The following is a 24,645-nucleotide window of genomic DNA, read 5'->3' on the forward strand; positions in this document are numbered from 1 at the left end:
CGGAATGGTAGCGCATGTACCTGCCGCACGCTGGCCCGATCCGGCAACGCGTCTTAATATCGGCGGGGATGCACGATCATCTTCACGCAAACGACCGCGCGCATCCCCACGGTCCGGAGCGCGTCGGCGAGCAGCGGCGGCTGGTGCTCGCGCTCGTGGTGGCGATCGTCGCCACGGTGGCAGAAGCGGCGGGCGGGTGGGTATCGAACAGCCTCGCCCTGCTGTCGGATGCGGGACACATGCTGGCGGACGCCGCCGCGATCGGGCTCTCGCTCTTCGCGCTCCGCGTCGCCACCCGACCGGCGGACGCGAAGCGGACCTACGGGTACTACCGTCTCGAAATCCTGGCTGCGCTGGTCAACGGCGGCGCTCTGTTCGCCATCGCCGCGGCGATCGCCGTCGAGGGCTACCGCCGGCTCATGCATCCGGAGCCGGTCCACGTGAGCACCATGGTGCTGCTCGCCTGCCTCGGGATCGCCCTCAACGCGGTCGGCATGTGGATCACCAGCGCCGGAGCGCACAGCAGCATGAACCTGCGCTCCACCTTTCTGCACCTCGCCGGAGATCTGCTCAATTCCGTCGGCGTGCTCGTCTCGGCGGTGCTGATCGCCTGGACCGGGCGGCTCGCGGCGGACCCCATCGTCAGCTTCCTCATCGCTGGGACCATCGTCTGGAGCGCCATCCGGCTCTGCCGCGAAGCGGTCGACGTCCTCCTGGAGGGCGCGCCAGGCCACATCCCGGTCGTCGACGTCTCCTCGGCCATTGCCAACGTGCCGGGCGTGGCGGCGGTGCACGACCTCCACGTCTGGACCATCACCAGCGGGCTTGTGGCGCTGTCCTGCCACATCGTGGTGACCTGCGACGGACCAGGCTGCCGCAGCCACGACGAGATCCTCACCGAAGCAAAGGCGGTGTTGCGCGACCGGTTCGCGATCGAGCACACCACGATCCAGTTCGAGAGCGAGCAGTACCGCCATGAAGAGGTGGTGCATTAGGCGCTGCCGCACCGACGGTGCGGCTTTGCGCCTACGTTTCGAGCGTGATTTATCGCCAACGGGGGTTCGAAATGCGTTCCGGTTCCGGCGCGCTGCAGCGGGTCTGGTCGAGGCGGCCGGCGAAGGCCATCGCGCGGCCTGGCGCCCGCGAGCTCCTGGTGCTCAGCGTCCGCGACCTGCTCGCCGCTGCCGCCCGTGAGGACCTTCTCCTGGTCGCCCTGGCGGCGCCCGCGCCGGCGGCGATTGCGGGATTCGTGCGGGCCGCGCGCGATGCGGAAGCGCCGCTGCTTCTCGTCCGCCCCTCGGGCGCGGCGGAGGAGAAGGGACCGCAGGAAGCGCGCGACGACGCCGCCTTCACGGAGGCGGCCTTCCGCACCGCCGCCGACATGCGCTTTCATGGCCCGCTCGTGCTCCTCAAGGATCCACCGCGCGCCGGCAGCGGCATCCCCGACGCCGAACGCGTGCAGCGGGAAGTGGAAGCTGGATTCACGGGAGTCTCGCTGGCGGCGGCGGATACGCAGAAGCACGTGCGGGACGCGGCGCTCGCCGCAAGCGCCGTCTGCCAGATGGAGCTCGGCCTGGAGATCGTACCGCTCGGAGGAGCCCGCGCGGCCGCCGAGCTGGCGCGGCAGCTCAGGTCGCGGGGAGCGCCCCCGAGCGCGGTCAGGATCAGCGGGCTCGAGGATCAGTCCGAGGAGCTCTCCGCGGAGCTCGGTGACATCGCGCTATCCACGGCCATCGAGGCGGCGGCACTCGAATCGCGCAAGGGCCTGCGGCAGCTGGTGGCATCGGGCCCGTTCCTGCGCGCGCTTCGACGCGCGGTCCCTGCGGAGACGTGGGACGCGCTCCAGTCCTGGTCGGACGAGAGCGGCGCAACGCCGGAGCAGTCGGCGGCGCGGCACCAGCGCGTGCTTCGCGACTTGCCGGCTGACGTGCAGGGCAGGCTGGAAGCTCTCTGCTGCTTCGAAGCCCTGGATCTGTTCCGCAAGGCCTCCGCCCAGCGCACGTCGGCGCGGCTGATCGCCGCCATCGCGGCGCTGCACGAAGGCGAGGATTGAGGATCGTCGGCGGCGAGGCGCGCGGGCGGCCGCTCCGCGCCGTGCCGGGAAGGAGCACGCGGCCGACAGCGGACCGCGTTCGGCAGAGTCTCTTCGATGCGCTCGGACAGCGCGTGGACGGCCTGGTGGTGCTCGATCTCTACGCGGGCACCGGCGCGCTCGCTCTTGAGGCGATCTCGCGGGGCGCAGCGCGCGCCACCCTCGTCGAGAACGACGCGCGCGCCTGCGCCGCCATTTTCCACAACGTCGAGTCGCTCCGGTACGGCGAACGCTGCCGCCTGCTTCGCGCGGAGCTGCCGGAGGCGCTGCAGCAGCTGCGCGGCGAGCGATTCGATCTGGTCTTCTCCGATCCGCCCTATGCGCTTCGCGCCGCGCAGACGACGCTCGATGGCCTCAGCTCCAACGGCCTGCTCTCGCCGGCCGCCAGGGTCGTCGTGGAGATGGATCGCCGTGAGCCTGTTCCGGCGGCTCCGGCCGGCCTGCGGCTCGTCGACGAGCGGCGGTACGGCGATACGCGCGCGCTGATCCTGTCAGCGGAATAGCTGCGGGTGAATCCGGAACGTGCGCTGGCTCCGGGCCGTGAAGGCGGTTCCGTCCACTCCAATGCCGACGAGCGGAGCGCCGAGATTCACGGTGCCGCAGGAGGATCCCTCCGCGGCGAGGATCTCCGTGCCGAACGCCATCGCCCGGCCTTCGGGCAGAAGGAAGAAGTCGCCTCGCGACGCGAGCCAGCCCGGCGCAGCGCGCTCGACCGTGTCGCCGGCCACCACGATGCCTCGCCAGCTCCGCGTGGCGACGCCGCTCTGCGGTTCCGCGGCGATGGCGATCGCTCCGCCGGCGAGCGCGGCCGTCTGCGGGGCGCTGGAGCTCCACCCCGCGATGGAGAACGGAGCGCTCGAGGCAGAGCCGTCCGCCGCCAGCCATCGCGCGGTCGCATTGGCCTCCCCCTGGATCTGCCAGACGACGAGCGTGGCGCCCGTGGAGCTCGTCGCGCCGCTCAACATCAGGCTGCCAGCGGATCCGGTGAAGGCCCCGATCGCGGTCGTCATCCTCGAGGTGCCGTCCGCGGCGAAGGACTGCGCGATCAGCTGGCCGTCGCCGGCCCGGACGATCACCGCGCTGTCGGGCCCGGCGTAGAGCGCGCCGCCGCTCTGCGCTGCGCGGAAACCGCCGTCGTGCGCGAGGAAATCATACGTGGGCGGAGGGAGCAGGTACGAACCCTCGGAGGCGATGAAGCCGTCGCGCAGCGGCCGCACATCGACGCCGAGGCTGGCCTTGGAGACGAATCCGTTCCGGATGGCCACGAAGAGGAAGTTCAGCTGCGGCGGGCCGACGTCGTTGCGACGGCACGACAGGACGACGGACCCGCGCCCGTCGCTGGTCGCGCCGACGACGGCGTTGCCGGTGTCGCCGGACCCGAGCCCGGAGCAGATCGTGATCTCGGCCGCACACGTCGACGCAGCGGGAATGACGCCGGGACAAGCGCCGGTATCGACGATTGCGACACCTTCGGACGCCGCGATCGACGGGTCACACGGTCCCGCCGCGACGCCCCCGTCCCCCGGTCCGGCATCCGGCTGCTGTGGAGTTGTCGCCTGGGCATCCACGGGCGGTTGCCCGGGGACCCCCTGCGCACATCCGAACGTCAAGATCGCTGCCGTCGCCAGAGCTGCGTTGCGCATCCGCGGGCAAACTGGTCACGGGTCGGGCGCTGCGCACGTTTGCGTCGCCTCCTCAACAGATCGATTGACCTCGCGCGCGCTCTCCCGCAGGATGCCAGCCCGATGTCCACGCGGATCGCCCTGTACCCGGGCTCCTTCGACCCGCCGACCAACGGGCACCTCAGCATCATCCAGCGCGGGTTGAAGATGTTCGACGGGCTGATCGTCGCCGTGCTCAAGAATCCCGCCAAGGACGCGCTCTTCAGCGTCGACGAGCGCGTGGAGCTCCTCCGCGGGGCCGTGGACGGCGACCAGCGGGTGCAGGTGAAGACGTTCTCCGGGCTCCTGGTGAAATTCGCGGAGGAACAGGGCGTCAACACCGTGCTGCGCGGCCTGCGCGCGGTGAGCGACTTCGAGTACGAGTTCCAGATGGCCAACATGAACCGCAAGCTCGATCCGGGGATCGAGACGCTCTTCATGATGACCGGCGAGGACTACTTCTACATCTCCAGCCGTTTCGTCCGGGACGTGGCCCGGCTGGGAGGCGACGTGACCGGCCTCGTTCCCCCCAACGTCCTGGCTGTTCTCAAGAAGAGGTTCAAGTGACGAGCAGGCGTCTCGAAGCGGTGAAGCCCTCCGCCACCATGGCCATGACGGCGCGTGCCATCCAGCTCCGGCGCGAAGGCCGGGACATCGTCTCTCTCTCCGTGGGCGAGCCGGACTTCCCGGTCTTTCCGCACGTGGAGCAGGCGGTGTCCGAGGCGCTGCGGAAGGGCTACACCAAGTACACCGCTTCCAACGGCATTCTCGAGCTGCGCGAGGCGATCTCCGACTGGACCAACCGGGCGGTCGGCGTGCGCTGGCCGGCAGCGCAGATCGTCGCCACCTCCGGGGCAAAGCAAGCGCTCTACAACGCCTGCATGGCGCTCCTCGACGAGGGCGACGAGGCGGTGATCCCGAACCCGTACTGGGTCAGCTATCCGGAGATGGTGCGGCTCGCCGGCGCGAAACCGGTCGAGCTCATGCTTCGCCAGGAGGACGGGTGGGCCCCGAGGTCCGAAGACCTCGAGCGCCTCCTCACGCCGCGCACGCGGGTCTTCATGTTCTCCAGCCCCTCGAACCCGACCGGCGGCGTCTGGAACGCCGACGTGATGCGGGGGATCGCGCGCGTGCTGGAGAAGTTTCCCAAGGTGGTCGTCCTCTCCGACGACATCTACGACAAGCTGGTGTACGGCGGGATGAAGGCGACCAACGTCCTGCAGGTCGCGCCGCAGCTGAAAGACCGCACCGTGCTCGTCAACGGCTGCTCCAAGGCATATGCGATGACCGGGCTCCGGCTGGGCTGGGCCTGCGGCCCCGCGGAGATCATCTCGGGGATGAACAAGGTGCAGGATGCGAGCACCTCGAACCCGAGCTCGCTTTCCCAGCACGCCGCCGTGGCGGCGTTGCGCGGTCCCCAGGAACCGGTCGAGACGATGAGGGTGCAATTCGAGAAGCGGCGACACCTGATGGTCGAGCTGCTCCGACAGGTGCGCGGCGTCGACGCGCATGCCCCCGACGGCGCCTATTACGTGTTCGCGAACTTCTCAGGGCTGCTCGCCCGCAGGTATCGGGGGGAACCGGTCGCCACCACCCAGCGCCTGGCGGAACTGCTCCTCGAGGAGTTCGGCGTCGCGACCGTGTCGGGGAGCGCTTTCGGCCGCGAAGGGTTCTTGCGGCTCTCCTTCGCCACCTCGGAAGCCGACATTCGCAAGGCCATGGATCGGGTCGCACGCTGCGCGGCGGCCCTCGAATAGACCCGAAAGGAGAGCACCATGATCAAGCTGCTTCGCGCCCTCGCCATCGCGGTCGCGCTGGCCTTCGCCGCGCCCTCCATCGCCTTCGCCAAATCGCAACCCGCTGACCAGAAAGCTTCGGCGAAGAAAGCCCAGAAGGTCGACCTCAACACCGCCAGCGAGGACGAGCTCAGGGCGCTTCCGGGAATCGGGGACGCCTACTCGAAGAAGATCATCGAGGGCCGCCCGTACAAGGCCAAGGACGAACTGGTCGAGAAGAAGATCATTCCCAAGGCGACATACGCGAAGATCAAGGACAAGGTCATCGCGCACCAGGTGAAGTGACGGCGGTCTTCGGCGAGCTGCGGCGGCGCGGCGTCCTCGGGGCGCTGGCTGCCTATGCCGTGGCTGCCGCTGGCGCCCTGCAGCTCGCGGACATCGTCGTTCACAATCTCGAGCTGCCCGGATGGACGGTGCGGGCGCTGATCTGGCTCGCCGCGGCGGGTTTCATCGCCACCGGCGTCGTCTCCTGGTTCTACGATCTGACACGGCGCGGATTCGTCCGCACCCAGAGTCCGGTGGATCGCGCGCCGACGCCCGCAACGCCGCAGAAACCCACGTTGCCCACGCCGCAGCCGCCGATCCTGCCGCGCCTTCTGGAAGCAGGGGCGGTGCTCGCCGGCCGCTACCACCTCGAGCGCGAGCTGGGGAAGGGCGGCATGGGCCGCGTGCTCGTGGCGCGCGACGAAAAGCTGGGCCGCCGCGTGGCGGTGAAGGTGGTGACCGCAGCGCACGATCCCGCCCGGGTGCGGCGCTTCGAGCAGGAAGCGCGGACCGCTGGCGCCCTCGAGCACCCCAACGTGCTGGCGGTCTACGATCTGGGAGAGCAGGACGGAGTGCCGTTCCTGGTCACCGAGCTGCTGGAAGGGCACACCTTGCGGACCGTGATCGATGGTCCCCGGCTCCCTCCCTCCCAAGTGCAGGGGGTCGCGCTCCAACTGGCCCGTGGCCTCGCTGCGGCGCACGCGCGCGGCATCGTGCACCGCGACCTCAAGCCAGAGAATCTCTTCCTCACCGACGACGGCCGGCTGAAGATCCTCGATTTCGGCCTGGCTCGTCTATCGGCGAACGACGAGGAGGGTCCAGGTCTGACCGTGACCGGCGCCATCTTCGGGACGCCCGGTTATCTGTCCCCCGAGCAGGCTCGCGGTGAGAAGGCCGGTCCGCCGAGTGACGTCTTCGCGGCCGGGGCGGTCGTCTACGAGCTGCTCTCGGGCAAGCGCGCCTTTCCCGGGAGCTCGCTGATCGAGGCCGGGCACGCGACGCTGAACACACAACCCCCGCCGTTGCCGGCCGCGGTCCCACCGGGGCTCGCCGCGGTGGTGACGCGATCGCTTCAGAAGGATCCGGCCCGACGGTTCGAGAACGGCGCCGCGCTCGCCCGTGCGCTCGATGCGCTGGAGCCGGGCGCCCCGGTGACGCTCCCGGCGCGGCCAAGGAGGCGCCGATCGACGTCGCTGATGGTCGCCGCCGCGGCGCTGGCCATCGCCGCGGCGGTGGCTTCGGGACTTCGCGTCAGCCGCTCGCCGCGCAGAGAAGACCGCGCGGGACGCACTCACCCCTCGGTTCCGGTCCCGCCCGTGCCGCCGTCGCCGCCGTCGATCGATTTTCCGCAGGGGCCGCAAGACCGCAATCCGTTCGACCGCGAACGATTCGAGCGCCAGCTGAAGGATCAGCTGAAGACGGCGATTCCCCGGGCCGGGACCGTGGGCCTGATCGCGGGCGCCCGCGCGCTGCAGAAGACCAACCAGGGCGCGCGTGCGGCAGGGATGCTGCGGCGTTCGCGCGATCCGGTCGCGCGGTTGGAGTTGTATCTGATCGAGCGCCAGTCGGACCGCTCCGCGGCGGACGCTTCGTTGCGGCAGTTCGCCGCGTCGGTACCCCCTGACGAGTGGCCCGCTCCGCTCTTGCGCGCGTTCCTGGGCAAGGCCAAAGACGACGAGGTGATCGCCGCGGCCAGCGACGACGACGAACGCTGCGAGGCGAACTACTACCTCGGACGGCTGCACGCGCCGACCGAACCCGCGCTGGCGCGAAAGGAGCTCGCGATCGCGGTTGCCGACGAGTGCGATCAGTCGGAGTTCGCGCGCGAGGAGCTGCAGGCGCTTCAGAGACGGTGAATTTGCATCATCGAGGCGCCGAACGTCGGACGGTTGGGCGGCACGGCGCTGGCGATGACGATGGCCTCGCCCCGCATCGCCTCCCCGGCTCCGACCAGCGTCTGGGCGACGTTGCTGATCATCTCGTCGGTGGTCTCGAACGGCTTGCGCACGCGGCGCGCCGTGACGCCCCAGTAGAGCGCCATCCTCCGGTACGCGACGTCGCTCGCGGTGAACGCCACGATCCGCGCTTGCGGCCGGTACTCCGCGATCTGCCGCGCGGTCTCTCCGGTACGGGTATAGACGCAGATGGTGCCGATGCCGAGCTGCTGGGCCGCGGCCGCGCAGGCGCGGGCGACCGCGGTGGCAAAGGTGCTCTCGCCGCGATCGAGAGTCGGGTCGGGCAGCGACTGGTACCGGGCGCTGCGCTCTACTTCCTCGATGATGGCCGCCATCGTCTTCACCGCTTCGACCGGATGCGCGCCGGTGGCCGTCTCCGCCGAGAGCATCACCGAGTCCGCCCCGTCGAGCACCGCGTTCGCGACGTCGCTCACCTCGGCGCGGGTTGGCTGGGGCGAGACGATCATGCTCTCCAGCATCTGCGTGGCCACGATGGCGATCTTGCCGTAATGGTTGGTGCGCTCGATGGCCGTCTTCTGGATCAGCGGCACCCGCTCGAGCGGCATCTCCACACCCAGGTCGCCGCGGGCGATCATCACGCCTTCGGCGAGCTGCGCGATCTCGTCGACCCGGTCCACCGCCTGGGGCTTTTCCAGTTTCGCGATCACGGGCGTGGTCGGCGCGTATCGCTTGATCAGCCGGATGTCGTCGGCATTGCGGACGAAGCTGAGCGCGACGTAGTCGACCTCGTGCTGCAGTCCGAACTTGAGGTCCTCGATGTCCTTCGGGGTCAGCGCCGGGATCGAGACCGGCGTACCGGGAAGGTTGATCCCCTTGTTGTCGGAGAGGGTGCCTCCGACATTCACCCGGCAGCGCACTTCTTTTCCCTCGACGGCGATCACCTCGAGCCGGATGGCGCCGTCGTTGATGAGGACGGTGTCGCCGATGGATACGTCCTCGGGCAGGCCTTCGTAGGAGCACGAGAACCGCTGTGCGTTTCCCAGCACCCCGGGCTCGACGGTGATGACCACCTCCGCCCCGGGCTGGAGCTGCGCCTTGCCACCGTCGATCTTGCCCACGCGGATCTTCGGCCCCTGGAGGTCGAGCAGGAGCGCCACCGGCCGCCCGGCGGTTTCCGCCGCCCGGCGCACATTGCCGATCGCGCGCAGGTGATCGTCGTGCGTGCCGTGCGAGAAGTTCAGCCGCGCGACGTCCATTCCCGCCTCGACCAGCCTGCCCAGCACCGGCTCTTCACGGGAGGCCGGCCCCATGGTGCAGATGATCTTGGCCTTGCGCATGCGTTGGCCGGGAGCGTAGGGCGCAACACCGGGCCCTGCAAGAAAGGAATAGCCGCTGCCGCGCCGAAGGCGCGGGTTAGTCGCGGCCGCCGAAGGTGCGGCTTAGTCGCGGCCGCCGAAGGCGGCTTAGCGACTACTTCGGAGACTGTACCGGTGATGAGAAGCGCTACTCCAGTTCGGCGACTTCCTCTTCTTCGTCCTCGTCGCCTTCCTCGTCCTCGCTGTCCTCTTCGTCGAGGAGCGCGGCCTTCCGGGAAACCGCTGGCGCCTCGTCGTACGGCGGCGGCATGTCCTCGCTGTTCACCTCGACGCTGGCGGTGAACTTCCTGCGCAGCGGCGCCAGCGCCGCGAACAGCTCTTCCAAGCCGCTGACGATCGCCTCGACCTGCTCGTCCGGCGCCCGCGTCCCGCACCCGGGGCAGCGAAGCACGGGGTCGCCCTGGATGTCGGAGACGTCCATCGAGAAGGACTCCTCGCATTTCTGGCACTGGAATTCGAGCTGCATGGCACAGCCTCCCGACCGGGCCACAATAGTCACGGCTTCGCGGTCGGGAAGGGGGGAGTGCGTATTTCTCCGGGGTTGTCGCTGAACCGACGTTCCAGGCTCCTTTCCACCGCAGAAACGGCCCTGTACGCGCGGCTGGGCTGGCGCTATGTTCCGCGCCCCCCGGACAGGAGCCGAGACATGCCCAGCCCAGCGCCGCAGGTCCCGAAGAACGGCAAGGCCATCACTATTTCGGGCGGCCGCCTCAGCGTCCCGGATCAGCCGATCCTGCCGTTCATCGAAGGAGATGGAACGGGTCCGGACATCTGGCGTGCGTCGCAGCGCGTCCTCGATGCAGCGGTCGAGAAGGCATACGGCGGCCGGCGCCGGATCGCCTGGATGGAGGTCTACGCCGGCGAGAAGAGCAAGAACCTGTTCGACAACTGGCTTCCGGACGAGACCGTCGAAGCGTTCCGCAAGTATCTGGTCGGAATCAAGGGTCCCCTCACGACCCCCGTGGGAGGTGGGATCCGCTCCCTCAACGTCGCGCTGCGGCAGATGCTCGACCTCTTCGTCTGCCTGCGCCCGGTGCGCTGGTTCAAAGGCGTCCCCAGCCCGGTCAAGCGGCCGGACAAGATCGACATGGTGATCTTCCGCGAGAACACGGAGGACATCTACGCCGGCATCGAGTACGCCGCGGGCACGCCGGAGAGCCAGAAGGTCCTCGATTTCTGGGCCAGGGAGTTTCCCAAGGAGTTCAAAAAAATCCGCTTCGGCACCCGGGACGCCGGCGCGGCCTGGCAGAAGCAGCTGGAAGGGATCGGCGCGCCGAAGCGCGAGACGCCGGTGGAAGTGGGCGTCGGTCTCAAGCCCATCAGCTACCTCGGCACCGAGCGGCTGGTGCACAGCGCGATCAGCTACGCGGTACAGAACAAGCGCAAGAGCGTCACGCTGGTGCACAAGGGCAACATCATGAAGTTCACGGAGGGCGCCTTCCGCGACTGGGGCTACCGCGTCGCGAAGGAGATGTTCGGCGCGAAAGAGATCGACGGCGGGCCCTGGTGCAAATTGCCCAGCGGCGTCGTGGTCAAGGATGCGATCGCCGACATCACGCTGCAGCAGGTCCTCACCCGGCCGGAGGACTTCGACGTGATCGCCACGCCGAACCTGAACGGCGACTACCTGAGCGACGCGCTCGCGGCGCAGGTGGGCGGCATCGGCATCGCCCCGGGCGGCAACATCAACTACGTCACCGGACATGCGGTGTTCGAGGCGACGCACGGGACGGCGCCGAAGTACGCCAACCAGGACAAGGTGAACCCCGGCTCGGTGATCCTCTCCGGAGAGATGATGCTGCGGCACCTCGGCTGGAACGAGGCCGCGGAGTTGATCGTCCGCGGGATGGACGGCGCCATCGCTGCGAAGACGGTCACGTACGACTTCGCCCGGCTGATGGTCCAGGAGGGGGAGAAAAACGTCCAGGAAGTGAAATGCTCGGAATTCGGCGAGGCGATTACTCGTCACTTCTGAATTCACGGGGCTTGAAGAGTCCCTTGGGCCCCGAGATCCGCCATCATGCATTCCGGCCGGTTGGGTCCCGCGATCGCGACAGCGTCGCCGCGCTGCACTCCGAGCGCGATCAGCGCGCGCCGCGCGGCGGACGTCGCGCGCGGCCTCGCTCCATCTCCACTCGCGCGCCCGTGCTTCCAGTTGAGGCGCCGCGGATGCCGCCGGGCCGTCTCGAAGAAAGCGCGGACGGTGATGCCTGCAGCAGTTGCGGCGCCCGCGCAGGTGGAGTAGGTAGCGCGCGCCCCCAAGGTTGCGGAGAACCATCATGGCGCGCAGGAAGATCGCCCTCATCGGCGCAGGTCAGATCGGCGGCAACCTCGCACTTCTCGCGGCCCAGAAGGAGCTCGGCGACGTCGTGCTGTTCGACGTGGTGGAAGGCGTCCCCCAGGGCAAGGCGCTGGACATCATGCAGTCGCGCGCGGTGGACGGATACGACGTCCGGATCGTCGGCACCAACAAGTACGACGAAGTGGCGGGCGCCGACGTGGTGATCGTCACCGCGGGGGTGCCGCGCAAGCCGGGCATGAGCCGCGAGGACCTCCTCGGGATCAACATCAAGATCATGCGCGACGTGGCCACCAACGTGAAGGAGAAGTGCGCGAACGCTTTCGTGATCGTGATCTCCAACCCGCTCGACGCCATGGTGTACGCGATGAAGCAGATCACCGGCTTCCCCAAAGAGCGGGTGGTGGGCATGGCCGGGGTGCTGGACAGCTCGCGGTTCCGCCTCTTCGTCGCCGAAGAGCTGAACGTCGCGATCGAGGACGTGCACGCGGTGGTTCTCGGAGGGCACGGCGACGACATGGTCCCGCTGACGCGCTTCTGCTCGGTGTCGGGGATCCCGCTGGAAAAGCTGATCCCCAGGCAGAGGCTCGAGGCGATCGTCGATCGGACGCGCAAGGGTGGAGGCGAGATCGTCGCGCTGCTCAAGACCGGATCGGCGTTCTACGCGCCGGCGACGAGCGCCATCGCCATGGCGGAGAGCTACCTTCGCGACAAGAAGCGGGTGCTTCCCTGCGCGGCGCTGCTCGAAGGCGAGTACGGCGTCCACGGCTATTACATGGGCGTGCCGGTCACCATCGGCGAGAGAGGGATCGAGAAGATCCACCAGATCGAGCTCAGCGGCGAAGAGAAGGCGATGTTCGAGCGGTCCTTCCAGTCGGTGAAGAAGACCGTCGACGAGATCAAGCCGCAGGTCGCTGCTTAAGATTGGGGTGTGGCCCAGGCAGAGGTTCTCGAGCGCGGCGACCTCCATTTCCTCTACACGCCGCGCGTCCGCCCCGAGGGCGGTCTTCCGTTCCAGATCGAGAGCGCGCCGCTTCGCCCGCGCGAAGTGCAGCGCCTCTACGTCGTGCTCCGCCCGGAGGGAAGACGGCTCTACAGGCGCCTGCTCGTCGGCCGCAAGCGCATGCCGGACTCTTCGCGAAGGCAGCGATTCTGGGCGGAGATCGAGCGGGTGGAAGGGAGCGCCGCGGCACTCCTCGGCGATCTGCGCCGCTTCGAGTACGAGACGAAGACGCGGGGAAGGCGCGTGCAGCCGGCAGCGAGGGCGGCGGGAGAGGGCGTCTACGCGATGCTCCGGCACGGCAGCCACTCTCACCTTCTCTACCGGCTCGTCGATCCGGCGGAGCCGGGCGACGTGCAGCGCGCCCTCGGCATTCTTGGCCGCGGCAGCTACATCGCCGCGGCGTTCAATCCCGAGGCGCCTGCGAAGCTCGGCCGCCGGCAGCCCGACGTCGCTCCCTTGCCGCAACGGCTGCGCGAGAAGTTCGGCGGTCGCAAGTTCGCGCCGCTTGACGTCGAGCTGCTCGACGTGCCCGGCCTCGAGGTCGTGCTGATCGGCGCGTTGGGCGCCGGAGAGGCGGCGCTCGAGGCCGGCGCGTGGAGCTGATTCACAACGCTGCGTTCGCGCCGTCCGCTGCCGCCGTCAGGACGGGAGCGAACGTCCGCGACGCGGCAGTGTGGGGAGCCTGGACGAGCTGGGCGATGAACCACACCCAGAGGAGCGCCCAGAGAGCGATGACGGCGAGTCCGGCGACGAAACCGGAGGACGTGGGGTGCAGGCGCAGGCGGAACATATAACCTCCTAAGTTATACTTGACTGTTATCTACGCCTGGGCTACTAACCTGTCAAGTCCATCTTGAAAGTTAGGTAGGAAATGGCCGGCGCACGGGAAGAAGGACATCGATTCGACCTCGACGGCGGCACCGTCTCGCTCGATTTCGTCAATACCGTCAGCGGGATGCGCGACTCGGCCAATCCCCGCAACCGGCTCGAGGGCTTCGCCGACATCGTGTATTGGGCGGAGCAGGTCGGCGTGATCGATGCGCGCGAAGCCGCCCGACTTTACGCGACGGCGGAACACGAACCGGCGCGCGCCGCCAACGCGCACCGGGAGGCGATTCGACGGCGCGAAGCCTTGCACGACGTCGTGCTCGCCGCGGTGGACGTGCGCCCGACTCCGGGCGCCGCGCTGGAAACGGTCAACGCCTGGATCGCCGATGCGCTGGTCCATCGTCGGTTCCGCGCCACCGCGCCCGGCAAATTCGAGGCGGCGCTCGAGGACGACGGCGACCTGCTCGCGTTCCTCAGGCCGGTGGCGCTCGACGCGGCGGAGCTGCTCGAGCACGAGGTCTCCCGCGGGCTGGTCGGCGTCTGCGAGGAGCGTCTCGTCGGCCGCTGCGCGTGGCTCTTTCTCGACACGACGAAGAACCACAGCCGCCGCTTCTGCACCATGAAGGAGTGCGGCAACCGCGCCAAGCAGCGCCGCCACTACCAGCGCAAAAGGGCCACTCAGCGATAGTCCCAAGGCAGCGCGCGGAGCACCGCGGCGCTACGGCACAGCCGGCGCGACCCGCGCCGGGGCTAGCCGCTGCATTGCAGGTCGCGCCCCCGTGCGCTATGTCGTCGCCCGGCCCGGGAGGCGCAGATCAATGGCGGAGCGCTACATCGTCGTCGGTGGCGGCCTGGCGGGGCTCATGACGGTCATCAAGCTCGCCGAGGCAGGCAAACACGTCGACGTGTTCTCGATCGTGCCGGTGAAGCGAAGTCATTCCGTTTGCGCGCAGGGCGGAATCAACGGCGCCGTGAACACCAAAGGGGAAGGCGACCACCCCGACATCCACGTCAAGGACACGCTCAAGGGCGGCGACTTCCTCGCCGAGCAGCCGCCGGTGAAGGGGATGTGCTACGCCGCCCCGCAGATCATCTACCTGCTCGACCGCATGGGGGTTCCCTTCAATCGCACCAACGAAGGGCTCCTCGACTTCCGCCGGTTCGGCGGCACGCTGCACCACCGGACCGCCTTCGCCGGCGCCTCCACCGGCCAGCAGCTGCTCTACGCCCTCGACGAGCAGGTCCGCCGCTACGAGAGCGAGGGCCTGGTGCGCAAGTACGAGTACTGGGAGTACCTCTCATTCCTCAAGGACGAGCAGGGCGCGTGCCGGGGCATCGCGGCGCTCAACCTGCGGACGATGGAGATCGAGGCCTTCCCCGCCGACGCCGTCTGCCTTGCCACCGGCGGACCCGGCATCGTGTACGGCCGCAGCACCAACAGCACGATCAACACCGGCAGCGCCAACGGCCGCTCATACATGGACGGCGCCATCTATGCCAACGCCGAGTTCGTGCAGGTGCACCCGACCGCGATCCCGGGAGAGGACAAGCACCGGTTGATGTCCGAGTCGGCCCGTGGGGAAGGCGGGCGCGTCTGGGTGCCCAAGCAGAAAGGCGACAAGCGCCGGGGAAAGGACGTTCCCGAGAACGAGCGCTGGCATTTCCTCGAGGAGAAATATCCCCGGTACGGAAACCTGGTTCCGCGCGACGTCGCCTCCCGCGAGATCTTCGCGGTGGTGAAGGACATGGGAATGGGCGTCGAGGGCCAGGACGCCGTCTACCTCGACGTCTCGCACATTCCCGCCGCCATCCTCGATCGCAAGCTCGGCGGCATCATGGAGATCTACGAGAAGTTCCAGGGAGTCGACCCGCGGCACGAGCCGATGAAGATCTTCCCCGCCGTCCATTACTCGATGGGCGGGCTGTGGTGCGACTACGAGGCCGACGCCAACAACGATCTGGTGCAAGGCAGCCCGCGCCAGCAGACGACGAACATTCCGGGGCTCTACGCCGCCGGCGAATGCGACTACGCGTACCATGGCGCGAATCGCCTCGGCGCCAACTCGCTGCTCTCCTGCATCTACGCGGGGATGATCGCGGGGCCGGCGATGATCAGCTACGCGCGCAACAACTTGAAGACGAAGGGCGACGTGCCAGCCTCGCTGCTCGCTTCGGGCAAGAAGCGGTGGGACGAGCGGTTCGCGGCCATCTACGGGATGAGCGGGGCGGAGAACCCATACGTGATCGGCCTGCAGATGGGCGAATTGATGATCAAGAGCGCCACGGTAGTGAAGGCCAACGCGCAGATCGACGGCGCGCTGAACGAGATCCAGACGCTCAAGGATCGCTGGAAGCGGTGCAACGTGCTCGACACGGGGCGCACCGTGAACCAGAGCGCCGCCTACGTGAACCAGCTCTGGAACATGCTGGAGATCGCGCACCTCATCCTCAAGGCTTCCCGCCTGCGCGACGAGAGCCGGGGCAGCCACTACAAGCCGGAGTTCGTCCTCCCCCGACCGAAGACCGCGAAGCCCGGCGACGATCCCGAGTTCATGGCTGCCTGGAAGGCGCGCAACGATCGTTGGCTCAGGAACAGCATGGGAACCTGGTCGGCCGACGGGCCGAAGGTGGAATTCCAGGAGCTGCAGAGCCTGAGAAACCCCATTCTCGCGCCCGAGCCCCGGCACTATGATTAGGACGACATGCCCGACAAGGTCATCGTGAGGATCGAGCGCAGCGACGGGCCGGATCGCCCGTCGCACTGGGAGGAGTTCCACGTCGAGCAGCGCCCGAACGCGAACGTCATCTCCGTGCTGATGCAGATCCAGCGCAATCCGGTGACGGCGGAAGGAAGGACGACCACGCCGCCCGCATGGGACGCGGCTTGTCTCGAAGAGGTGTGCGGCTCCTGCACGATGGTGATCAACGGAAAGGTCCGCCAGGCGTGCTCGGCGCTGATCGATCATCTCACCCAGCCGATCACGCTGCAGCCGATGAAGAAGTTCCCATTGCTCCGCGATCTCACCGTCGACCGGCAGAAGATGTTCGACGCCCTGAAGCGGGTGAAGGCCTGGGTGCCGATCGACGGCACCTACGATCTGGGTCCCGGGCCGAAGCAATCTCCTGAAGTGTCCGAGCTGCGCTATGTCCTCTCGACTTGCATGACCTGCGGTTGCTGTCTGGAGGTCTGTCCGCAAGTCGCCCCGGGGACTGCGTTCGTGGGCGCCGCCGCAATCTCGCAAGTCCGCCTCTTCAACTCGCATCCCACCGGAGCGATGAATGCGAGCGAGCGCCTCCACGGACTGATGGGGGAGGGCGGAGTTACCGATTGCGGCAAGGCGGCGAACTGCGTCGACGCCTGCCCGAAAGGGATCCCGCTCACGTCGTCCATCGCGGACATGGCGCGCGAGACCACCAGGCAGGCGCTGAAGGACTGGTTCTTCCGCGACGAGCGCAAGGGCGGCGCTGGACCGGCGGGGTAGCTTTCGTCCTTCGGCTCGCACTTCGCCGCATCGCCGCCCGGCGCCTCGCACTGCTCGCGTGCGCTCGCTTGCGGTATCCGCGATCTTGCCTACATCCCCGGACGGTAGGGGGTTCCTGACCGATTGGAGCGTTCGTAAAATACCGTCCGAACGGTACTGAGCCGTTCCGGGGGTCCGTCCGAGAAGGACAACCCATGGGCGAAGTCCTCACGTCCGGCAGCCTGTCCACGACCGCTACCGGTTTGCCTGCGGTTCGCGACCTGGGACCTCTGTACGCAGACGCGATGGAGGCGACTCCGGACCATGCCGACGAGGACGCGCTTCAGCGTGCCTACGAGATCGGCCGTCAAGGCATCGCCCGCGGCATCGGATTGCTCGAGCTCGCCACGATCCACCACGAGGTCCTGGCCCGCGCGCTGAAGCGGATCTCCAAATCCTCGCGCATCGAGGAGGAGGTCCGCCGGGCGGGAAAGTTCTTCATCGAGAGCCTTTCGCCCTACGAGATGGCGCACCGCGGATTCAGCGAAGCGGTCTGCGCCCTGCGCAGCCTGAACGAGACGATGGAGCGGGAGATCCAGCGGATCGCCCATTCGGTGCACAACGAAGCGGGGCAGCTCCTCGACGCTGCCCGACTCGCGATCGCCGGCGTGGGCCGGGATGCGAGCCCGTCGCTGCAGGGCCGGCTGCGGGAGCTCGGCGAAATCCTCGACAAGGCCGAGACGGAGCTGCGGCGGCTCTCGCACGAGCTCCGGCCCATCATTCTCGACGACCTCGGGCTGATTCCCGCGCTACAGGTTCTCGCCGAAGGCATCTCGCGCCGCAGCGGCGTCATCGTCGAGGTGGACACCTGCCTCAAGGGGAGGCCGTCGCCGAACGTAGAGACGGCGCTCTACCGGATCGTCCAGGAGGCGTTGACCAACGTCGTCCGCCACGCGCGCGCCAGCAACGTGAGGATCCAGCTCGCGCGCGATGCGAAGGGCGCGCTCCACTGCGGGATCCGCGACGACGGCGCCGGCTTCGACGTCGTCACCCTTCTTTCGCGAAAGGAGCGCGGCGGTCTCGGCCTGATCGGGATCCGCGAGCGTCTGAACGCCGTCGGGGGAACGCTGCAGATCCGATCTGAAACCGGCTGGGGAACGGAGCTGCGTATCGAGATCCCTGCGGAGAAGTGATGTCGATTCGTCTCCTTCTTGCCGACGACCACGCCGTGGTCCGCAACGGCCTGCGCGCCCTGCTGGAGAAGGAGGGCTTCCAGGTGTCGGCGGAGGCCTCTGACGGCCAGGAAGCGGTCCGGCTTGCCGCCGTCGTCCATCCGGACATCGCCGTCCTCGACATCAGCATGCCCCTTTTGAACGGCTTGGACGCCGCGCGCGAGCTGAAGAAGAACGAGGAGGGCATCAAGATCGTCCTCCTCACCCGACACGACGAACCCCAGTACGTCACGGAGGCGCTTCGCGCCGGCGTCAAGGGATACGTGTTGAAGAACCAGGCGGCCACCGATCTGGTCGCCGCCATCCAGCAGGTCGGTCGCGGCGGCGTCTACCTGAGCCCCAACATCTCCCGCGCCGTGATGGAAGCGTACGTGGCGAAGACGGAGCCCGAGGCGGATCCGCTGACTCCGCGCGAGCGCCAGGTCCTGCAGATGGTCGGCGAAGGAAAGTCCACCAAGGACGTGGCGCGCTTGCTCGGCATCAGCACCAAGACCGCCGAGTCGCACCGGGCGCGGCTGATGCGCAAGCTCGACATCCACGAGACCGCCGGGCTGGTCCGCTACGCCATCCGACGCGGCCTCGTGCAGCCCTAGAGCGCGCATCTCATCGGTGGTTTACCCGACGGGGCCGCCATCGTTTCACTCAACCGAACTCGACGGTTCACCCGGTTGAAGACCTTCGTCGCGGTACGGAGATCCACGTGCAGAATGGGGCGAGAGGACCAGGTGCTCGGGAAGTCAGGCGCGCGTTCAGCGCAGCCGCTTCCGATTCGCCGGCCGCTGCGGATCGCGGCCGTCGGTGGAGGAACCGGGCTCCCCGCGGTCCTCGGCGGGCTGATCCGCTCGCGTGCTTTTCACGTACCGCCCGAGGTTTCCGCCATCGTGACGACCTGCGACGACGGCGGAAGCTCGGGCGAGCTGCGCCGTCTCTATCGCCTTCCGAGCCCTGGCGACATCCGCAACTGCCTCGTGGCGCTCACGCCCGGCGCAAATCCACTCGCGAGGATCTTCCAGCACCGGTTCCCTGGAGTCGGCGGGATCGGAGGCCATACCGTCGGGAACCTGGTCCTTGCCGCTCTCGCGCAGCGGTTGGGCAGTTTCGCCTCGGCAGTCCAGGAAGCGACGCGGCTGCTCGGAGCGCAGGGACGCGTCCTCCCGGCAACGCGGCGGCGCGTCGATCTGATCGCGGAGCTCGCGGGCGGTCGTGTGGTGCGCGGCGAGACTGCCATCGCTGCCGCCCGCGGGCGCGTGGACCGCCTGCGGTTGCGACGGCCCGTGGCGGCATCGGCCGAGGCGCTGGACGCCATCGCCAACGCCGACCTCGTGGTGTTCGGCCCTGGCAGCCTGTACACGAGCGTCATCGCCAGCCTCCTGGGCGAGGGAATGCGCGCGGCGTTCGCAGCCTGCCGCGGACTGCGGGTGCTGGTGGTCAATCTCTTCACGCAGCCTGGTGAAACCGACGGCTACGACGCCGCCGACCACGTGCGTGCTCTCCAGCAGCACGTCGGGCCCGTCGTCGACGCGGCGCTGGTGCACGCGCGTCCGCTTCCCGCACGGCTGGTGTCGTCCTATGCCGCCGACGGGGCTCGGGCAGTCGAGTACGACCGCGACGCGCTCGCCGCTCTCGGTCTGGCCGTCTTCGAGGCGGACCTGCTCGCGGCGGCCGCGGACCCGACCCGGGCCCGACACGACCCCCGCAAGCTGGGCAAAGCGCTCCACGACATCATCCGGTTCAGAGATCGATCGCAGACAGGAGGAAAGCCATGTGCGGAATCGTCGGCTACATCGGCGGACGCGAGGCAGGTCCGTTCCTCGTCGAGGGACTTCGCCGCCTCGAGTACCGCGGCTACGACAGCGCCGGCGCCGCCTTTCTCCTGCAGGATCGCGTCGTCACCGAGAAATCCCGAGGTCGGGTGTCGGATCTCGCCTCTGCGCTCCTCCGCGCCGGCCAAGGAGCCACGGTCGGCATCGGGCATACGCGCTGGGCCACGCACGGGCGGCCCAGCGATCGCAATGCCCATCCGCACGCTGACTGCACGCGGAGGATCGCCGTCGTCCACAACGGAATCATCGAGAACTACCGGGAGCTGAAGGACGTCCTCACCCGCGCGGGACACAGGTTCGCCTCCGACACCGATACCGAGATCCTCGCTCACCTCGTCGAGCAGGAGCTCAACGGCGACGGAGTTGCGGGGGCGTTGCGCCGCGCCCTGCGGCGGGTGACGGGCACCTTCGCCATCGCCGTGCTCGCGGTGGACGATCCCTTCCGGCTCTACGCCGCGCGGCGAGGGTCCCCGCTGATCGTGGGTCGGTGCGCGGACGAACAGCTCCTGGCCAGCGACATTCCCGCCCTGCTGCCGTTCACGCGCGACCAGATCGTGCTCGAGGACGGCGAGATGGCGGTGCTCTCGCGCGGCGCCGTCGACGTGATCGGGATGCGGGACGGAGGGCGGTTGCAGCGAACGCCGAATCGGATCGACTGGGACCTGGATACGGCAGAGAAGGGCGGCCATCCGCACTTCATGCTGAAGGAGATCCTGGAGCAGCCTCGCGCCCTGCGCGACACGCTCTCAGGCAGGCTGGTCGGCGATGTGCCTGCGCTGCCGGAGCTGGCCTTCTCGTCCGCGCGCGCGAAAGCGCTCGAACGCGCCGCGCTCGTCGCCTGCGGCACGAGTTGGCATGCCGCGCTGGTCGGCAGCCGGTATTTCGAGGAGCTCGCAGGGGTTCCCGCGTCGGCCGAGGTGGCGAGCGAATATCGCTACCGGCCTCCTCTCGCTGGCGAAACGCAAGACGATGCCGCTCGCTATCGGCTCGTCGTGGCGGTGAGCCAGTCTGGCGAAACAGCGGACACCCTGGCCGCCCTCCGCGAAGCAGTCCGGGCCGGAGCGCAGCCGATGGCCTTGGTCAACGTCGTCGGCAGCTCCATCGCACGCGAGGCGAAGGCGGTCCTGTACACCCGCGCCGGGCCGGAGATCTCGGTCGCTTCCACCAAGGCCTTCACCACGCAGGTGGCGGGATTCCTGCTCATCGCCCTGCATCTTGGCGTACTCAGGGAAACGATCGCACCGCACCGTGCGCGGTCGCTCAGCGCGGAGTTGACGGGCGTGCCCGATCAGCTCCAGGCGATGTTGCCGGCCGCCGTGAAGCAGGCGAGGGAGCTCGCCCCCCGTCTCCGGCAGATGGGCGGGGCGCTCTATCTCGGCCGGGGATATTCGTACCCCTTGGCGCTGGAAGGAGCGCTCAAGCTCAAGGAGATCACCTACGTTCACGCCGAGGGCCACCCGGCCGGAGAGATGAAGCACGGGCCGATTGCGCTCGTGGGCCCGCGGACGGCAGTCGTCGTCGTGGCGCCTTCCGATCGGCTGCGCGCCAAGACGCTCGGAAACCTCGAGGAGGTAAGGGCTCGCGACGGGTTCGTCATCGCAGTCGGGACGGAGGGCGACGAAGACCTTCGCCGTCTCTCCGACGTCTTCTTTCCGCTGCCACGCACCGACGAATTGATTGCGCCGCTACTGGCGGCGGCACCGCTGCAACTGATCGCGTACGAACTGGCCGCGGCGCTGAGGCGCGACGTGGACCAACCGCGCAATCTCGCCAAGTCCGTGACGGTGGAATGAGGTCTCGGGATGGCGATTCGTGTCCTCCTGGCGGATGACCACCTGGCCGTTCGGCAAGCCTTGCGCACGCTGCTGGCAGCCGAGGGCTTCGAGATAGCGGCCGAAGCCGGCGATGGTCGCGACGCGGTGCGCCTTGCCGCCTCTGTCGGCCCCGACGTCGCCGTGCTCGATCTCAGCATGCCGCGGTTGACGGGCCTCGATGCCGCCCGCGAGCTGCAGGGACAATCGCAGGCAATCCGGATCATCCTGCTCACCCGTCACGAGGAGCCGCAGTACGTGACCGCGGCATTTGGAGCAGGCGTGCACGGCTACGTCCTGAAAAGAAGGGCGGCGAGCGACCTCGTCGAGGCCATCCGCCGCGTTGCGGCGGGCGGCACTTATCTGAGCCCGGAGCTTTCCGACGCGGCGCTTCACGAGCCACCCCCGGGGCGCGGCTGAGGGGCGGCTGAGGCGCATCGCTCCATGGTTTACCTGAACGCGCCCCAATCCTTTCGCTCAATGGAAAACCGACGTTTCACCCGCTTGGACTATTCCGCTGCGATCAAGAGATCCCTCCGTGAAGGGCATGGAGGCGATAGCGGACATGGGCGTGTGCTGCTGGTGCCGGTCGACACTGCTGATCGCAGCGATTGCCGGTGGAGTCCAGGCCGCCGCCGGAAAGCCGTCCGTCGCCTTCTTCTACGGAAAGCAGGTCCCGGTCGCTGAGCTGTCTCAATTCGACTGGGTGGTCGTCCAGCCCGAAAACCTCGACGCCGCAAGCCTCGCGAAGCTCCAGCGGGCAGGCGTCGAGGTTTTCGCATACCTGAGCGCAGGAGAGGGCTCGCCCGGCGCCGTCGAACCGGCCTGGGTCCTCGGCTCGAACACTGCCTGGAGCAGCGCCATCATGAATCCCGCGGCGGCGGGGTGGCGCAACCAAGTGCTCGATCGCGCCGACGCGCTGTGGAAGGACGGATATCGGGCGCTCTTCCTCGACACGCTCGACAGCTACCTGGCCGTCCTTCCCGGCGCGGAGGCGCGCCGTACCGCCGCCGCGGCCCTCGCCAGCATCGTCCGAGGCATCCACCGGCGCCATCCCAAGGTAAAGCTCTTCTTCAACCGCGGGTTCGAGATCCTCGACGACGTGGGAAGCCTGGCGGCGGGGCTGGCGGCCGAGTCCCTTCTCCACGGCTGGGATGCGGCCGCGAAGCGATACGTCGAGGTGAACGAAACGGACCGGAAATGGCTGCTCGGCCAACTGCAAAAGGTCAAGCAGCGATTCGGCATCCCGGTCGTAGTGGTGGATTACCTCCCGCCCTCGCGGCGCGCGACGGCGCGTGAGGCTGCGCGCCGGATCGACGCGATGGGCTTCTCTCCGTGGATCTCTACTCCTTCGCTGGACATGCTCGGCGTCGGGGCGTTGGAGGTGGTACCGCGTCGCGTCCTGCTTCTGTACGACGGCGCGGAGACTCCCAGCCTCGAGCAAAGCCCGATCCACAGGCTTGCCGCCCTGCCCGTCGAGTACCTGGGCTGCGTCCCGACGTACCTCGACGTGCGCGCTGGATTGCCGCGGGAGCCGCTCGCCGGCCTCTATGCCGGTGTCGTCACCTGGTTCACCGACGACGAGATGCCGGACGCCCTCGGCTATCCCGAGTGGCTCCTGCGGCAGATCGAAGCGGGCGTCCCGGTCGCGATGTTCGGAAGTCCCGGGTTCAACGCCTCGAGCGCCTTTCTCCACCGCCTCGGGATTGCGACTTCCGCCGGCGCTTCACGACCGGTGCGCATCGCCACCCGCGACGCGTTCGTCGGCCTCGAGGCGGACCCCCGGCCTCGCTCCCGCGGACTGCATCCGTGGCGCGCCTCCGGCGAAGGCATGGCCGTTCACGTCCGGCTCGCCGACGGAAACGGCGAGCTGATCGATCCGGTCCTGACCGCGCCTTGGGGCGGTATGGCGCTCGACCCCTACGTCCTGGAGATCGGGTACCAGGGACGCACACGATGGATCGTCGATCCTTTCCAGTTCCTCGAGAAAGCCCTTGCGCTCCGGCCGGCGCCGGCGCTCGACCTCACCACCGAGAACGGCGCACGCCTCCTCGTCGTCGTCGCGGACGGTGTCGGGTTCGCCAGCCCCGCCGGCCCGAGCGCTGCCCCTGCCGGCGACGTGATCCGCCGTGAACTGCTGGCGCGCCTCGCCGTTCCGGCGACGGTGTCCATTCCTCCGGAGGAGCTCGCCGCCGGCGGAGCGGGCGGCGCCCGCCCGCAGCTCGAGGCGGCGGCGCGGTCGATCTTCGCGCTTCCCAACGTCGAGCCCGCGGCCCAGGCGGTGCGGCTCGCGAGTGGAAATCCCCAGGAGATCGGCGATGTGTCGTTGGGCCAGCTCTCGCCCAGCGGATATCCGGTCGGCGACGCCTTCCGCATCTATTTGCCTGGCTGGAACGAGAGCGGCGCTTCGAGCTGGTGGACCTCGGCCGACTTCGATCCCGACCGCGTCATCGCGCTGCTCGAGCGGGCGGAGACTCCGCGGCGACTGAAGCCGCTCGGGCTCTACTTCCGTTTCTGGATCGCGACCAGGCCCGCCGCACTCCGTGCGTTCGAGGAGGTCCTGCGCTGGGCGCGTGGCGCCGGAACGCTGCCGCTCTGGTCGCACGAGTACGCCGGCCGCGTTCTGGAGTTCCAGTCCGCCTCGATCGCGCAGCGGCTCGACGGCACCTGGCAATTCCGCGGCCTCGACAAGCTGCGCACCGTGCGCATCCCCGCTTCCCTCGGCTGGCCCGACCCCGACGGATCACGCGGTGTCGCGAGCATCACCGACGTCGGCGACTCGCGGTACGTGAGCTTCGCCCCCGGGCAGGATCCTGCGCTCGCGCTCGCTTCGGAGCCGCCGCGCGATCCGTACCTGTCCTGGGCCAACGCTCCCCTCGAGCACTGGTCCGCGCAGGGCCCCACGGTCTCCATACGCCTCCGCGGCCACGAGCCCGTGCGCTTCGCCGTCGGAGGACCATCGCCCTGCACGTTGACGACCGGGGCCAGGAAGGTCCGCCCGGTGGATGTGGACGGGCGAGCCGTCTTCTCACTTCCCGACGCGGACAGCGGCGACGCGCGGCTCGATTGCGGGGGACACTGAG

General features: G+C 68.5%; 23 protein-coding genes and 1 pseudogene. 19 read left to right on the forward strand and 5 right to left on the reverse strand.

The window, feature by feature from the left end:
* Positions 1-14: 14 nt before the first annotated feature.
* The 3 genes from E6J58_21905 to rsmD all read left to right on the forward strand — a co-directional run bounded on the left by E6J58_21905 (position 15) and on the right by rsmD (position 2,595).
* Positions 15-995, forward strand: coding sequence for a cation transporter (locus tag E6J58_21905; protein ID TMB33073.1), 981 nt, complete (start codon positions 15-17; stop codon positions 993-995).
* A gap of 71 nt (positions 996-1,066) precedes the next feature.
* Positions 1,067-2,053 (forward strand): hypothetical protein, encoded by a 987-nt coding sequence (locus tag E6J58_21910; protein ID TMB33074.1) that lies wholly within the window; start codon positions 1,067-1,069, stop codon positions 2,051-2,053.
* A complete protein-coding gene (rsmD, locus tag E6J58_21915; protein TMB33075.1) occupies positions 1,951-2,595 on the forward strand; it encodes a 16S rRNA (guanine(966)-N(2))-methyltransferase RsmD in 645 nt (214 codons plus the stop codon). The genes E6J58_21910 and rsmD overlap by 103 nt, the downstream gene beginning before the upstream one ends.
* Here rsmD and E6J58_21920 read toward each other — a convergent pair.
* A complete protein-coding gene (locus tag E6J58_21920; GenBank protein ID TMB33076.1) occupies positions 2,584-3,735 on the reverse strand; it encodes a hypothetical protein in 1,152 nt (383 codons plus the stop codon). The two genes, rsmD and E6J58_21920, sit on opposite strands and share 12 nt — an antisense overlap.
* 102 nt (positions 3,736-3,837) lie before the next feature.
* On the opposite strand from E6J58_21920, the gene coaD reads away from it, so the two are divergent.
* Genes coaD through E6J58_21940 form a run of 4 tightly spaced genes read left to right on the forward strand, consistent with a single transcriptional unit; the run spans position 3,838 to position 7,669 of the window.
* Positions 3,838-4,320 (forward strand): pantetheine-phosphate adenylyltransferase, encoded by a 483-nt coding sequence (coaD, locus tag E6J58_21925; protein ID TMB33077.1) that lies wholly within the window; start codon positions 3,838-3,840, stop codon positions 4,318-4,320.
* A 38-nt stretch (positions 4,321-4,358) separates the two neighbouring features.
* Positions 4,359-5,510, forward strand: a complete 1,152-nt coding sequence (locus E6J58_21930) for a pyridoxal phosphate-dependent aminotransferase (protein ID TMB33106.1) — start codon at positions 4,359-4,361, stop codon at positions 5,508-5,510.
* A gap of 18 nt (positions 5,511-5,528) precedes the next feature.
* The gene (locus tag E6J58_21935; GenBank protein ID TMB33078.1) at positions 5,529-5,834 is read left to right on the forward strand and encodes a helix-hairpin-helix domain-containing protein; all 306 of its coding nucleotides are present in this window, start codon (positions 5,529-5,531) and stop codon (positions 5,832-5,834) included.
* Complete coding sequence (locus E6J58_21940) at positions 5,831-7,669, forward strand: hypothetical protein (GenBank protein ID TMB33079.1); 1,839 nt, start codon at positions 5,831-5,833, stop codon at positions 7,667-7,669. Before E6J58_21935 ends, E6J58_21940 begins: the two co-directional genes overlap by 4 nt.
* Here E6J58_21940 and pyk read toward each other — a convergent pair.
* Positions 7,657-9,066: a pyruvate kinase gene (pyk, locus tag E6J58_21945; GenBank protein TMB33080.1), complete on the reverse strand. Its 1,410-nt coding sequence runs from the start codon at positions 9,064-9,066 to the stop codon at positions 7,657-7,659. The two genes, E6J58_21940 and pyk, sit on opposite strands and share 13 nt — an antisense overlap.
* Positions 9,067-9,232: 166 nt before the next feature.
* Positions 9,233-9,571, reverse strand: coding sequence for a hypothetical protein (locus E6J58_21950; protein TMB33081.1), 339 nt, complete (start codon positions 9,569-9,571; stop codon positions 9,233-9,235).
* Positions 9,572-9,751: 180 nt separating this feature from the next.
* Between E6J58_21950 and icd the strand changes: the two genes are divergently transcribed.
* Complete coding sequence (icd, locus tag E6J58_21955; GenBank protein TMB33082.1) at positions 9,752-11,080, forward strand: isocitrate dehydrogenase (NADP(+)); 1,329 nt, start codon at positions 9,752-9,754, stop codon at positions 11,078-11,080.
* A 2-nt stretch (positions 11,081-11,082) separates the two neighbouring features.
* On the opposite strand, the gene E6J58_21960 is transcribed toward icd, so the two are convergent.
* Positions 11,083-11,367, reverse strand: a complete 285-nt coding sequence (locus E6J58_21960) for a long-chain fatty acid--CoA ligase (protein TMB33083.1) — start codon at positions 11,365-11,367, stop codon at positions 11,083-11,085.
* Between the two features lie 17 nt (positions 11,368-11,384).
* Here E6J58_21960 and mdh point away from each other — a divergent pair, with 17 nt between their 5' ends.
* Both mdh and E6J58_21970 read left to right on the forward strand, forming a co-directional pair.
* Complete coding sequence (gene mdh / locus E6J58_21965) at positions 11,385-12,326, forward strand: malate dehydrogenase (GenBank protein ID TMB33084.1); 942 nt, start codon at positions 11,385-11,387, stop codon at positions 12,324-12,326.
* Between the two features lie 9 nt (positions 12,327-12,335).
* Entirely contained in the window at positions 12,336-13,010 is a 675-nt protein-coding gene (locus E6J58_21970; protein TMB33085.1) for a hypothetical protein, read from the forward strand.
* A 1-nt stretch (position 13,011) separates the two neighbouring features.
* Here the strand turns inward: E6J58_21970 and E6J58_21975 are convergent, their stop codons facing one another.
* Positions 13,012-13,197 carry a hypothetical protein gene (locus E6J58_21975; protein ID TMB33086.1) on the reverse strand — a complete coding sequence of 62 codons (186 nt, stop codon included), beginning with the start codon at positions 13,195-13,197 and terminating at the stop codon, positions 13,012-13,014.
* Positions 13,198-13,278: 81 nt separating this feature from the next.
* Between E6J58_21975 and E6J58_21980 the strand changes: the two genes are divergently transcribed.
* The 9 genes and pseudogenes from E6J58_21980 (at position 13,279) to E6J58_22020 (ending at position 24,644) form a co-directional block, all read left to right on the forward strand.
* Entirely contained in the window at positions 13,279-13,923 is a 645-nt protein-coding gene (locus tag E6J58_21980) for a hypothetical protein (protein ID TMB33087.1), read from the forward strand.
* Between the two features lie 130 nt (positions 13,924-14,053).
* A complete protein-coding gene (sdhA, locus tag E6J58_21985) occupies positions 14,054-15,931 on the forward strand; it encodes a succinate dehydrogenase flavoprotein subunit (GenBank protein ID TMB33088.1) in 1,878 nt (625 codons plus the stop codon).
* A gap of 6 nt (positions 15,932-15,937) precedes the next feature.
* Positions 15,938-16,717, forward strand: coding sequence for a succinate dehydrogenase iron-sulfur subunit (sdhB, locus tag E6J58_21990; protein ID TMB33089.1), 780 nt, complete (start codon positions 15,938-15,940; stop codon positions 16,715-16,717).
* A gap of 194 nt (positions 16,718-16,911) precedes the next feature.
* A complete protein-coding gene (locus E6J58_21995; protein TMB33090.1) occupies positions 16,912-17,889 on the forward strand; it encodes a hypothetical protein in 978 nt (325 codons plus the stop codon).
* Positions 17,889-18,521: a response regulator transcription factor gene (locus tag E6J58_22000; GenBank protein ID TMB33091.1), complete on the forward strand. Its 633-nt coding sequence runs from the start codon at positions 17,889-17,891 to the stop codon at positions 18,519-18,521. Before E6J58_21995 ends, E6J58_22000 begins: the two co-directional genes overlap by 1 nt.
* 114 nt (positions 18,522-18,635) lie before the next feature.
* A pseudogene (locus E6J58_22005) lies at positions 18,636-19,643 on the forward strand (YvcK family protein).
* A gap of 47 nt (positions 19,644-19,690) precedes the next feature.
* A complete protein-coding gene (gene glmS, locus E6J58_22010; protein ID TMB33092.1) occupies positions 19,691-21,544 on the forward strand; it encodes a glutamine--fructose-6-phosphate transaminase (isomerizing) in 1,854 nt (617 codons plus the stop codon).
* A 9-nt stretch (positions 21,545-21,553) separates the two neighbouring features.
* Positions 21,554-21,982, forward strand: a complete 429-nt coding sequence (locus tag E6J58_22015; GenBank protein TMB33093.1) for a response regulator transcription factor — start codon at positions 21,554-21,556, stop codon at positions 21,980-21,982.
* Between the two features lie 118 nt (positions 21,983-22,100).
* Positions 22,101-24,644, forward strand: coding sequence for a hypothetical protein (locus E6J58_22020; protein ID TMB33094.1), 2,544 nt, complete (start codon positions 22,101-22,103; stop codon positions 24,642-24,644).
* The last annotated feature ends 1 nt before the right edge of the window (position 24,645 follow it).

This window comes from Deltaproteobacteria bacterium (assembly GCA_005879535.1).
Lineage (GTDB): Bacteria > Myxococcota > Myxococcia > Myxococcales > 40CM-4-68-19 > 40CM-4-68-19.

What these genes read in the sequence shown, in the direction of transcription:
- glmS (TMB33092.1), top strand. Translation starts at nt 19,691, where the DNA reads ATGTGCGGAATCGTCGGCTACATCGGCGGACGCGAGGCAGGTCCGTTC.
- coaD (TMB33077.1), top strand. Translation starts at nt 3,838, where the DNA reads ATGTCCACGCGGATCGCCCTGTACCCGGGCTCCTTCGACCCGCCGACC.
- E6J58_21995 (TMB33090.1), top strand. Translation starts at nt 16,912, where the DNA reads ATGGGCGAAGTCCTCACGTCCGGCAGCCTGTCCACGACCGCTACCGGT.
- E6J58_21950 (TMB33081.1), bottom strand. Translation starts at nt 9,571, where the DNA reads ATGCAGCTCGAATTCCAGTGCCAGAAATGCGAGGAGTCCTTCTCGATG.
- E6J58_21905 (TMB33073.1), top strand. Translation starts at nt 15, where the DNA reads ATGTACCTGCCGCACGCTGGCCCGATCCGGCAACGCGTCTTAATATCG.
- E6J58_21975 (TMB33086.1), bottom strand. Translation starts at nt 13,197, where the DNA reads ATGTTCCGCCTGCGCCTGCACCCCACGTCCTCCGGTTTCGTCGCCGGA.
- pyk (TMB33080.1), bottom strand. Translation starts at nt 9,066, where the DNA reads ATGCGCAAGGCCAAGATCATCTGCACCATGGGGCCGGCCTCCCGTGAA.
- E6J58_21920 (TMB33076.1), bottom strand. Translation starts at nt 3,735, where the DNA reads ATGCGCAACGCAGCTCTGGCGACGGCAGCGATCTTGACGTTCGGATGT.
- E6J58_22000 (TMB33091.1), top strand. Translation starts at nt 17,889, where the DNA reads ATGTCGATTCGTCTCCTTCTTGCCGACGACCACGCCGTGGTCCGCAAC.
- sdhA (TMB33088.1), top strand. Translation starts at nt 14,054, where the DNA reads ATGGCGGAGCGCTACATCGTCGTCGGTGGCGGCCTGGCGGGGCTCATG.
- sdhB (TMB33089.1), top strand. Translation starts at nt 15,938, where the DNA reads ATGCCCGACAAGGTCATCGTGAGGATCGAGCGCAGCGACGGGCCGGAT.
- mdh (TMB33084.1), top strand. Translation starts at nt 11,385, where the DNA reads ATGGCGCGCAGGAAGATCGCCCTCATCGGCGCAGGTCAGATCGGCGGC.
- E6J58_22015 (TMB33093.1), top strand. Translation starts at nt 21,554, where the DNA reads ATGGCGATTCGTGTCCTCCTGGCGGATGACCACCTGGCCGTTCGGCAA.
- E6J58_21910 (TMB33074.1), top strand. Translation starts at nt 1,067, where the DNA reads ATGCGTTCCGGTTCCGGCGCGCTGCAGCGGGTCTGGTCGAGGCGGCCG.
- E6J58_21930 (TMB33106.1), top strand. Translation starts at nt 4,359, where the DNA reads ATGGCCATGACGGCGCGTGCCATCCAGCTCCGGCGCGAAGGCCGGGAC.
- E6J58_21980 (TMB33087.1), top strand. Translation starts at nt 13,279, where the DNA reads ATGGCCGGCGCACGGGAAGAAGGACATCGATTCGACCTCGACGGCGGC.
- icd (TMB33082.1), top strand. Translation starts at nt 9,752, where the DNA reads ATGCCCAGCCCAGCGCCGCAGGTCCCGAAGAACGGCAAGGCCATCACT.
- E6J58_21935 (TMB33078.1), top strand. Translation starts at nt 5,529, where the DNA reads ATGATCAAGCTGCTTCGCGCCCTCGCCATCGCGGTCGCGCTGGCCTTC.